Origin of the sequence: Bifidobacterium sp. (assembly GCF_022640935.1) — a bacterium.
In the GTDB taxonomy this organism is placed as follows: domain Bacteria; phylum Actinomycetota; class Actinomycetes; order Actinomycetales; family Bifidobacteriaceae; genus Bifidobacterium.
The window spans coordinates 43,077-52,419 of sequence record NZ_JALCCV010000012.1 but is presented as its reverse complement, the minus strand read 5'-3'; the positions used below and the strand labels follow the sequence as shown (position 1 = coordinate 52,419).

At 60.1% G+C, this 9,343-nt stretch carries 8 protein-coding genes; 5 read left to right on the top strand and 3 right to left on the bottom strand.

Annotated elements, in window-relative coordinates; translation table 11 throughout:
• Positions 1-255 precede the first annotated feature (255 nt).
• From LKG04_RS04590 to LKG04_RS04575, 4 genes are read left to right on the top strand one after another with little or no spacing between them, the layout of a single operon-like run.
• Entirely contained in the window at positions 256-1,410 is a 1,155-nt protein-coding gene (locus tag LKG04_RS04590; protein ID WP_291762577.1) for an ABC transporter substrate-binding protein, read from the top strand.
• 3 nt (positions 1,411-1,413) lie between these two features.
• Positions 1,414-2,334: an ABC transporter permease gene (locus tag LKG04_RS04585; RefSeq protein ID WP_291762580.1), complete on the top strand. Its 921-nt coding sequence runs from the start codon at positions 1,414-1,416 to the stop codon at positions 2,332-2,334.
• A 2-nt stretch (positions 2,335-2,336) separates the two neighbouring features.
• Positions 2,337-3,200: an ABC transporter permease gene (locus LKG04_RS04580; protein WP_291762583.1), complete on the top strand. Its 864-nt coding sequence runs from the start codon at positions 2,337-2,339 to the stop codon at positions 3,198-3,200.
• Positions 3,200-4,510: an ABC transporter ATP-binding protein gene (locus LKG04_RS04575; RefSeq protein ID WP_434734869.1), complete on the top strand. Its 1,311-nt coding sequence runs from the start codon at positions 3,200-3,202 to the stop codon at positions 4,508-4,510. Before LKG04_RS04580 ends, LKG04_RS04575 begins: the two co-directional genes overlap by 1 nt.
• Before the next feature lie 331 nt (positions 4,511-4,841).
• Here LKG04_RS04575 and LKG04_RS04570 read toward each other — a convergent pair whose 3' ends face one another.
• The 3 genes from LKG04_RS04570 to LKG04_RS04560 all read right to left on the bottom strand — a co-directional run bounded on the left by LKG04_RS04570 (position 4,842) and on the right by LKG04_RS04560 (position 8,429).
• The gene (locus LKG04_RS04570; RefSeq protein WP_291762586.1) at positions 4,842-5,759 is read right to left on the bottom strand and encodes an acyl-CoA thioesterase; all 918 of its coding nucleotides are present in this window, start codon (positions 5,757-5,759) and stop codon (positions 4,842-4,844) included.
• A gap of 305 nt (positions 5,760-6,064) precedes the next feature.
• Entirely contained in the window at positions 6,065-7,741 is a 1,677-nt protein-coding gene (gene ettA / locus LKG04_RS04565) for an energy-dependent translational throttle protein EttA (protein WP_291763331.1), read from the bottom strand.
• A gap of 151 nt (positions 7,742-7,892) precedes the next feature.
• Complete coding sequence (locus LKG04_RS04560) at positions 7,893-8,429, bottom strand: glutathione peroxidase (RefSeq protein WP_291762591.1); 537 nt, start codon at positions 8,427-8,429, stop codon at positions 7,893-7,895.
• 256 nt (positions 8,430-8,685) lie between these two features.
• Here LKG04_RS04560 and LKG04_RS04555 point away from each other — a divergent pair, with 256 nt between their 5' ends.
• A complete protein-coding gene (locus tag LKG04_RS04555; protein WP_291762593.1) occupies positions 8,686-9,285 on the top strand; it encodes a GNAT family N-acetyltransferase in 600 nt (199 codons plus the stop codon).
• The last annotated feature ends 58 nt before the right edge of the window (positions 9,286-9,343 follow it).

The following is a 9,343-nucleotide window of genomic DNA, read 5'->3' as shown; positions in this document are numbered from 1 at the left end:
AACCAGGAACGCCTGCACGAACACCTCGGCTACCAGACACCAGCCGAAGTGGAAGCACGCTACTATCAATCACAAGTGACACCAGTCACCCAATAAAACACAGGGAACAAAACCCAGTCCACCTCACTGCCGTTCATCTCTAAGTCAGCGCCCCGTTGCATAACGTGATTAGCCTCATTCCTTGGCATAGGTATGGCTTCGCGGATATGAGCCGCGAATCGCCCGTCCTGAGGTTCGAGGAAAGGAACTATCCTGATGATTTCGTTGCGTAAATTGGCTGCCGGTTCCATGGCGGCCTTGGTGCTTGTCACGGCCGCCGCATGTGGCTCCGGCAACGATTCCGCCGGCGGCTCGGGCAAGGCCGCATCAACGGATGACAAATCCGCCACTGCCACATCATTGTCCGATTTCGGCTCGCTTGCCGACCTTGAGGCCGCCGCCGAAAAGGAAGGGTCACTCAACGTCATCGCCCTGCCGCACGACTGGTCCAATTACGGCGAGATCATCGCCGGGTTCCAGAAGAAATATCCGAAGATCAAGGTCAACGAGCAGAATCCGAACGCCTCCTCCAAGGAGGAGATCGATGCGGCGAAGACAAACAAGGGCACGGACGCGGCGCCCGACATCTTCGACATCGGCCTCGCCGTCGCTTCGACCAACACCGATTCGTTCGCGCCGTACAAGGTACAGGCCTGGGATTCGATACCCGATGCGCTCAAAGAATCCACTGGACTGTATTTCGCTGACTACACCGGCATCATGTCAATCGGCTGGAACGAGGACAAATATGGCGATATCAGCAGCCTCGACGATCTGCTCGACCCCAAGTTCGCAGGCACCGTGGCGCTTAACGGCAAGCCTGCGGAGGCCGGGGCGGCGTTCAACGGCTTCGTCATGGCGAACCAGCTCTCGGGCGGCGACATCAACAACCTCCAGCCCGGACTGGACTTCTTCAAGAAGCTCAAGGACGCGGGCAACCTCACTCAGGTCGACGTCACCGACGGCACCATCGATTCAGGCCAGACCGGAGTAGTCTTCGACTGGACCTACAACCAGGCCTCCTACCAGAAGTCGCTGAAATCCAAAGGCGTGAACTGGCAGTACAAGACCTTCCCGAATGCACAGGTGGTGAGCTACTACAACCAGGCGATCAACAAGGGCGCGCCGCATCCGGCCGCCGCGCGCCTGTGGGAGGAGTACCTCTACACGCCGCAGGTCCAGAACCTCTGGCTCAAAGGCGGTTCCAACCCGGTGCTGCTTGCCGCCATGGAGAAAGATGGAACCGTCGACAAGTCCATCCTCGCCTCCACCACCAAGCTCGAAGGCGATCCTGTCACCTATACGAACGACGACTCCACGCGCATTACGCAGTGGCTGCAGGGCAACTGGGACAAGACGATCGGCAACTGAGCGATGACCGCCAGCTTCCCGCAAGGCAAACCCGCTGCGGCAACAGCGGGTTCGTCCCGTATACCGTCGCTTTCGAGCCACCGCAATGAGCTTGGCGCTATTGCCGTCACGCTGCCGTTCTTCGCCTACAGCGCCTGCTTCCTGCTGGTTCCGACGCTTATCGTGGTCGTCGGCGCGTTCGAAGCGGCTGACGGCGGCCTGACTCTGGCCAATTTCGCCCGTCTTGCCGAGCGCAATACGCTGATCAGCCTGGGCACTTTGATTGCGGTTTCCCTGGTTTCCGCGCTTATTGGCGCCATCGTAGGGGCGCTCGCCGCCTATGCGCTGGTGATCGGCTCACGGCCGAACGGCATCGCTCGCCGCATCATCACGGCGATTTCGTCCACGCTCGCCCAATTCGGCGGTGTGATGCTGGCCTTCGCCTTCATTGCGACCTTCGGCATCAATGGCGTCGGCACAATGCTGATCAAGCAGCTGCTGGGCTTGACTGTCAATCCGAATTGGCTCAGCTCATTGCCTGGGCTGATCATGATCTATTGCTATTTTCAGATTCCGCTCATGATTATCATCTTTCTGCCTGCGGTCGATTCGATACGCCTGCAGTGGCGCGAAGCGACCGAGAATCTGGGTGGCAGCGCCTGGCAGTATTGGACCCGCGTGGCGGGGCCTATTCTGGCTCCCTGTTTCATTTCGGCGTTGCTGCTGCTGTTCGCCAACGCTTTTTCCGCCTATGCCACTGCGGCGGCGCTCTTCTCGCAACGCTCCATTCTGATTCCGCTGATGATCCAGGGCGTCATCCGCAACGAGCTGGATGCGAATCAGCAGGGCTTCTCGCAAGTGCTCGCCTTCGCCATGATCGTGGTGATGTCGTTGGTGATGATGGCCAGCCACGCTGTGGAAAAGAGGGCCGGGCGATGGTTGTGAATATGGCTGGGGACGATGGCATGACGCTTGCAGCGCCTCCGCAGCTGCGTGCGCGTGCGATACGCAGGCAGCAGGTCGTCAAGACTGTCATTCTGACGCTCACCTTGCTGTTTCTGTTCGTACCATTGCTTTCGATGCTCCTGTTCACCGTTCGCCAGCCGCTGTCTGGTCGATGGAGCCTGAGTGCGTGGCAGGCTATTTTCACCGGGAGCGGCGACAGTCCAGGCACGGATCTGAGCATTCTGTGGCAGGGCTTGGGCTATTCACTCGCCCTGAGTGCAGTCACAGCGGCGACTATGCTGCTGCTCATGCTGCCGGCGATGGTGATCGTCCATATCCGCTCGCGAACGCTCGAACGGGCGATGGAATGGGTGGCCACGTTGCCGCTGACCATCCCTGCCATCGTACTGGTCGTCGGGCTGGGACCAATCTACCGTTGGCTTTCGGCCGACGTGCTGAGCACGAATCCGATCTGGCTGTGCTTCGCCTATGTGATTCTGGTCATGCCCTACGCCTTCCGTGCACTGGCCGTGGGGCTGAATTCCATCGACGTCGTAACTTTGTCCGAGGCTGCGCGCTCCTTGGGCGCCCCGTGGCCGAAGATTTTCGTGCGCGTCATCATCCCGAATCTGTGGCAAGCCGTCTTCTCTTCGTCGTTCATCTCGATCGCTGTGGTGCTGGGCGAATACACCGTGGCTTCGCTGCTGGGACGCATGAACCTGCAGGTCGCGCTCTACCAGCTCGGGCAATCCAATTCACAGGTATCCACTGCCATGTCGCTGCTGGCAATGGCCTTCGGGGTGCTGCTCCTGCTGACGATAGACGCCATCGCAGGGGTGATGAACAAGCATAAGGAACGTGACTGATGTCGACTAGCAAAAGCCGCACGGCGATTATTGTACAGACGGCTGCGGAGCAGACCATTGCAGCGCGGGCGAACCCTCTGCAGACCACTTCAATGCGGATAGGCCGGCTTCCCGGCGCAACAGACCGCAGCGCGAGAGATGCAAGAGACAAGGCCGACGTGGCTGGCATCCGCATGCAGCACATCGACAAAACCTATCCCGGCGCGTTGTCCAAAGCATTGGATGACTTCAATCTGGACATCAGGGCAGGGGAGCTGGTCGTGCTCCTCGGCGGTTCGGGTTGCGGCAAGTCGACAGCGTTGCGCGCGCTCGCCGGGCTGGAGGATATTCAGGCCGGACGCATCATGGTCGCGGGCTGCGACCTGACTGGCGTCGCGGCGAACAGGCGCAATATGGCCATGGTGTTTCAGGCATACTCACTCTTTCCACACATGACGGCGCTGCAGAACATCGAATTTGGTCTCGAAGTGCACGGCGTTGGCAAGGCGAGGCGGCGGGCAATAGCGCAGGAGAAGCTCGAGCTGGTGGGTTTGGGCGATCAGGCGGACAAATACACGCAACAGATGTCCGGCGGCCAGCAGCAGCGCGTGGCCTTGGCTCGGGCGCTCGCCGTCTCTCCGCACGTGCTGCTCCTGGACGAGCCGCTTTCTGCCTTGGACGCCAAGGTTCGCGTGCAGCTTCGCGATGAGATACGCCGTATCCAGCTCGAAACCGGCACGACGACGCTGTTCGTCACCCATGACCAAGAGGAGGCGCTGGCCATCGCCGACCGGATCGGCGTCATGAACCATGGCCGCATTGAACAGATAGACGCGCCGAAAGCGCTCTACCAGCGTCCGGCGAGCGAATACGTCGCCACGTTCATCGGCCTGACCAATCGCCTGCCAGGCGATTGCGATGGCCGGCACGCGAAGGTGTTCGGGCAGTGGATCGATCTGCTTCCTGGATCGCAAAGCGGTAGGGCGCGCGTCGTATTGGTTCGCCCGGAGTCGCTAACACTTTCGGTGGCTGGCTCGAACGGGGCTGATGGCGTCATCGACTCACACGGGGCGGGCGGCAATGCCGCCATTTCGAACGCTGCAACCTTCCTCACCGGTGTCGGGGTACGGGCCCGCATAACGATGATTCATTTTCTTGGCGCATTGGTTCGCGTGGATACTGTTGTGGCGTCTGACGACTGGCAGCGATGGAATGGCGGCGAGCCGCTGAGCGTCACTGTGCAGCTACCTGAAAATCAGCTTCCCGCCGGCATAGGCATCGGCAGCGAAGTACTCGTCACGTTACGGCAGATCCCCGCGCTGGCTGTCTGAGCCGGTGGCCATGCCCGGATCCTGGATTCATATCTGGCCATTGTCTGGTGCATCGGCAGTCGGCGTGGGACCAAGCTTGCGTGCAATTCCCGCACTAAGGCAAACGTTATGCGGGCGCTGTGCTGTGTCGGATCGGTTGTATGGCATATCCGCATCAGGTAAGCGATAGTGCGGGAGACATACCATATGACGATGCTCGAACGAGGAAAAACCCGCATAGGACAGGGATACTGCAGGAGACGTGACTCTAGCTGCGGGATGCCGTAGTGCTGGAAATTAGGGTGGACCCCATCGTTGGCCCCGGCTACGAAAACTGCGCCGGGCCTTTCGCTTACGCCGCCGCTGGCACGCGGATCATGGCTTCCTGCGACATGACGGCCACCAGATCCCCGTCCTGCGTATACACCTTGGCGTTGCCCAGCCCGCGGCCATGCGCGGCGGTGGGCGTGTCTTGCACGTAGAGATGCCAGTTGTTGATGTCGATGTCACGGTACCACCACATCGAGTGGTCAATGGAAGCGTAGGAGATTCCCGGCGTCGACACGCTTAGGCCGGCGCGGCGCAGCACCGGCTCCATCATCACCTGATCGCAGCCCAGCGCCAACATCGCGCGGTGGAACACCTGCGGCACATCAACCGTGCCGTCGACCTTCATCCATACCAGCTGCTTGCCGGAATCGTGCTCGGCGCTTTGCTCGTCGGCCTGGAGCATGATGGTCTGGGTGACATGGCGGATGTCGAAGGGCGATTTCTCGGCGTAATAATCTGCAAAGGACGACTGTTTGGCAAAAGGCGTCATGAGCTCCTTCGCACTGGCCAGACCATCGGGGCCGGGGATGTCCTGCGGCATGGGGTCGGCGAACTCGACGCCTGACTGGCCCTGCTCCTGGAAACTGGCAATGGCGGTGAGGATCGCGCCCTGTGATTGCGTCACATTCACCCGACGTGCCGAGAACGAGCGCCCGTCGCGCAGCGATTCCACGTCGAATAGCAGATCCTGCCGGGTGTCTCCCGCGGTGATGAAATAGCCATGAATCGAATGCGGCAGGCGTGATGGCACAACGGTCTTGGATGCGGCTATCAGCGACTGCGCGATGACTTGGCCGCCATACACCCGGCCGGTGGGGAAATACAGGCTTTCGCCGTTGATATAGGTATGGCCGCGATACTGCGACGGCTCGCCCAACCGCAGCACTTTGACCAAGTGTTCCAATGGGGTGAGTGTTTTCTGCTGTGCCGTCTGTGCCATGCCGAGTCCTCTACTTCGATCGTTCAGTGCTATATCCTATACCAACCGAGGCCGGGGCTCCCGCCCAATGCCCGTCCATTGGATTGCAGCATCAGCCTATCGGGCGCAGGTAAAATCGCGTTCGATATTGTGTAACAGGCGTATGTACAATCGACGCGCACCAAGGATTTCCGATGGAAAACGGTGGTACGGACTTGCCTTGTCGAAGCGATGTCATCAGCTAACAAACATATACGTAAATGGCCGGCTGATCCTGCGGATAGGAATCAGCCGGCCATTGGCAATGGTCGCCGGAGCGAGGCGGGTTACCGCGTGAGCTTGCGGTGCAGGCGGTGGGGGCGCGAAGCCTCCTCGCCGAGCCGGGCGACTTTGTTTTCCTGATAGGCCTGGAAGTTTCCTTCGAACCAGTACCAGTTCGCCGGGTGCTCGTCGTCGCCCTCCCACGCGAGGATATGCGTGGCGATGCGGTCGAGGAACCAGCGGTCATGGGAGATGACCACGGCGCATCCGGGGAACTCGATAAGCGCATTCTCCAAGGATTCCAAGGTCTCCACGTCCAAATCGTTGGTCGGCTCGTCAAGCAGCAGCAGATTGCCGCCCTGCTTCAACGTCAGCGCGAGATTCAGGCGGTTGCGCTCGCCGCCAGAGAGCACGCCGGTCATCTTCTGCTGGTCGGAGCCCTTGAAGCCGAAGCTTGCCACATAGGCGCGCGTAGGCATCTCGACGCCGGCGACCTGAATGAAGTCGAGCCCGCCGGAGACCGCCTCCCACAGGTTCTTGTTCGGGTCGAGTCCTTCGCGGTTCTGGTCGACATAGGAGATCTTGACTGTATCTCCCACGTTCAGCTCGCCCGAAGTGAGCGGCTCAAGGCCGACGATCGTCTTGAACAGAGTGGACTTGCCCACGCCGTTCGGGCCGATGACGCCGACGATGCCGTTGCGCGGCAGCGTGAACGACAGGTCGTCGATGAGCACGCGATCGCCGAACGCCTTGTGGATGTGCCTGGCTTCGAGCACCTGCGAGCCCAGGCGCGGCCCCGGCGGGATCTGGATCTCGGAGAAGTCGAGCTTCTTGGAGTTGCGCGCCTCGGTCTCCATCTGGTCGTAACGCTCCAGACGGGCCTTGTTCTTGGCCTGGCGCGCCTTGGGGGAGCTGCGCACCCAGTCGAGCTCGTTCTTGAGGCGGCGGGCAAGTTTGGCGTCCTTCGCGCCTTGGACCTCCATGCGCTTGGCCTTGGTCTCCAGATACGTGGAGTAGTTGCCCTTGTACGGGTAGAGCTGGCCGCGGTCGACCTCGCAGATCCACTCGGCGACGTTGTCCATGAAGTACCGGTCGTGGGTGACGGCGATGACCGCGCCCTTGTACTGATGCAGGAACTGTTCGAGCCATAGGATCGATTCGGCGTCCAAATGGTTGGTCGGCTCGTCGAGCAGCAGCAGGTCGGGCGCCTCGAGCAGCAGCTTGCACAGCGCCACGCGTCGGCGCTCGCCGCCTGAGCACTGCGTGACCGGAGTGTCCGGATCGGGGCATTGCAGCGCGTCCATCGCCTGCTCGAGCTGCGAATCGAGGTCCCAGCCGTTGGCGGCATCGATCTGCGTCTGCAGGGTACCCATTTCCTCCATCAGCGCATCGAAATCGGCGTCGGGATTGGCCATTTCCTCGCCGATCTCATTGAAGCGCGTGACCTTGTCGTAAATGCCGCCGAAGGCTTCCTTGATATTTTCGCCGACGGTTTTCGTCTCGTCCAGCGGCGGCTCCTGCTGCAGAATGCCGACCGAATAGCCCGGCGTGACGTAGGCCTCGCCGTTCGACACGGTTTCGAGGCCTGCCATGATCTTGAGCAGCGTCGACTTGCCCATGCCATTGGGCCCCACCACGCCGATCTTGGCCCCGGGCAGGAAGTTCAGAGTCACGTTGTCGAGGATCACGCGGTCGCCGTATGCCTTGCGCGCGTTGATCATCTGTAATACAAATACAGCCAAGCTGCATCCTATCCTTCTTGAATCTAGTGCAATGAAATGTAAGAGTTCGTATCAACCCACCATATGAGTACAGGCTACCAAAACGGCGCAACAAGGAGATGCCGCGCCGTTTGCGTGAAAGATGCTCACGGTTCTATGGTCGATACGGCAGCTATAGCAACGCGGCCACATTGCCGTCCAGTTCCTCCGGCGTAGTCTGCGAGGCGAAACGGCTCACGGCATGGCCTGCGCGATCGATGAGGAATTTGGTGAAGTTCCATTTGATGCGGCTGCCGGCCACGCCGCCCTGCTGCGATTTGAGCCAGGCGTACAGCGGGTCGGCCTCCTTGCCGTTGACGTTGATTTTGGAGAACTGCGGGAAGGTCATCGCGAATCGCCCCACACAGAACTCGTGGATCTCCTCGTCGGTGCCGGGCGCCTGGCCGGCGAACTGGTTGCAGGGGAAGTCGAGGATCTCGAAGCCCTGATCCTTGTACTTCCTGTACAGCGCCTCAAGGCCTTCGTATTGCGGCGTAAATCCGCAGCCGGTCGCCGTGTTGACGACCAAGAGTACCTTGCCTCGGTAATCGGCTAGCGATTTCCTGCTGCCGTCCTGCGCTGTCACCGTGAAATCGTAGATGGTGGTTGCTGCTGCCGCCGAACCGATCGTTTCTGGAGCAGAGTCTGCTGCCGGTGTGTCTTGCGTCATCGGGTGCCTTTCATGTCTGTATTTGATTATCTGGTCTTACATCACTGTATCGAAAAGATCTGGTAGTTTATTCGTGCATGAGCTGAATAGTCCGGCAACGGGCATGGCATCGGAACCGGATTTCGCAGCGAAAACGGCACGTAACGAATTTGGCGGTCCTTTGCAATGTCTCGTGATGAGTTCCGCCCAATGACCCAATGACCCAATGATACGTGCGGTCTGTGGCTGTAGTGTGCCGGTTGCTACGATAACGGCCATGAGCGATGAAAACAGAAATGCCGCTGAAAGGGCAGTGCTGACGACCGAGCGGCTAATCCTGCGGCCATGGAAAGTGAATGACCGGGATGAGGCGCAGGCACTGTTTCGCTATGCGAGCAATCCTCATGTGGGGCCTTCAGGGGCGTGGCCGGTGCACACCAGCATCGAAAACAGCATGGAGGTCATTCGCGATGTGCTGGCAGCTCCGGAGAACTATGCCGTAGTGCTTAAGGAGACTGGCGAACCGATCGGCAGCATCGGTTTGATAGCGTTGTCAGATAGGGTGTGCTCCGGGGATGACAAGCCTTCCGACGCGATGGAATTGGGGTATTGGATCGGTGAGCCGTACTGGGGGCAGGGTCTTGTTCCCGAGGCGGCTCGCGAGGTGCTGCGCCACGGTTTTCAAGATCTGCAGCTCGCCGCCATCTGGGGTACCCATAATGTCGACAACCATAAGTCCGAACGGGTCATGGACAAACTGGGGCTGTCCTGGGTGCGGGTCGCCAAGCACGTACGGATGCCGCTGCTGCCGGGCGAGGTGTATAGGGACGAAGCGATCAGGCGCATCACGTGCGACGAGTACTTCAGCCGGCCATGAAGGCGGCAGAGCGAAGACGAACTGACACGTGAAGCCGGCGTCTTTGCATGGTCATTCC

Excerpts from the sequence above, each read along its gene's own strand:
- LKG04_RS04555 (WP_291762593.1), top strand. The coding sequence starts at position 8,686 with ATGAGCGATGAAAACAGAAATGCCGCTGAAAGGGCAGTGCTGACGACC.
- LKG04_RS04560 (WP_291762591.1), bottom strand. The coding sequence starts at position 8,429 with ATGACGCAAGACACACCGGCAGCAGACTCTGCTCCAGAAACGATCGGT.
- LKG04_RS04570 (WP_291762586.1), bottom strand. The coding sequence starts at position 5,759 with ATGGCACAGACGGCACAGCAGAAAACACTCACCCCATTGGAACACTTG.
- LKG04_RS04590 (WP_291762577.1), top strand. The coding sequence starts at position 256 with ATGATTTCGTTGCGTAAATTGGCTGCCGGTTCCATGGCGGCCTTGGTG.
- LKG04_RS04585 (WP_291762580.1), top strand. The coding sequence starts at position 1,414 with ATGACCGCCAGCTTCCCGCAAGGCAAACCCGCTGCGGCAACAGCGGGT.
- LKG04_RS04575 (WP_434734869.1), top strand. The coding sequence starts at position 3,200 with ATGTCGACTAGCAAAAGCCGCACGGCGATTATTGTACAGACGGCTGCG.
- LKG04_RS04580 (WP_291762583.1), top strand. The coding sequence starts at position 2,337 with ATGGCTGGGGACGATGGCATGACGCTTGCAGCGCCTCCGCAGCTGCGT.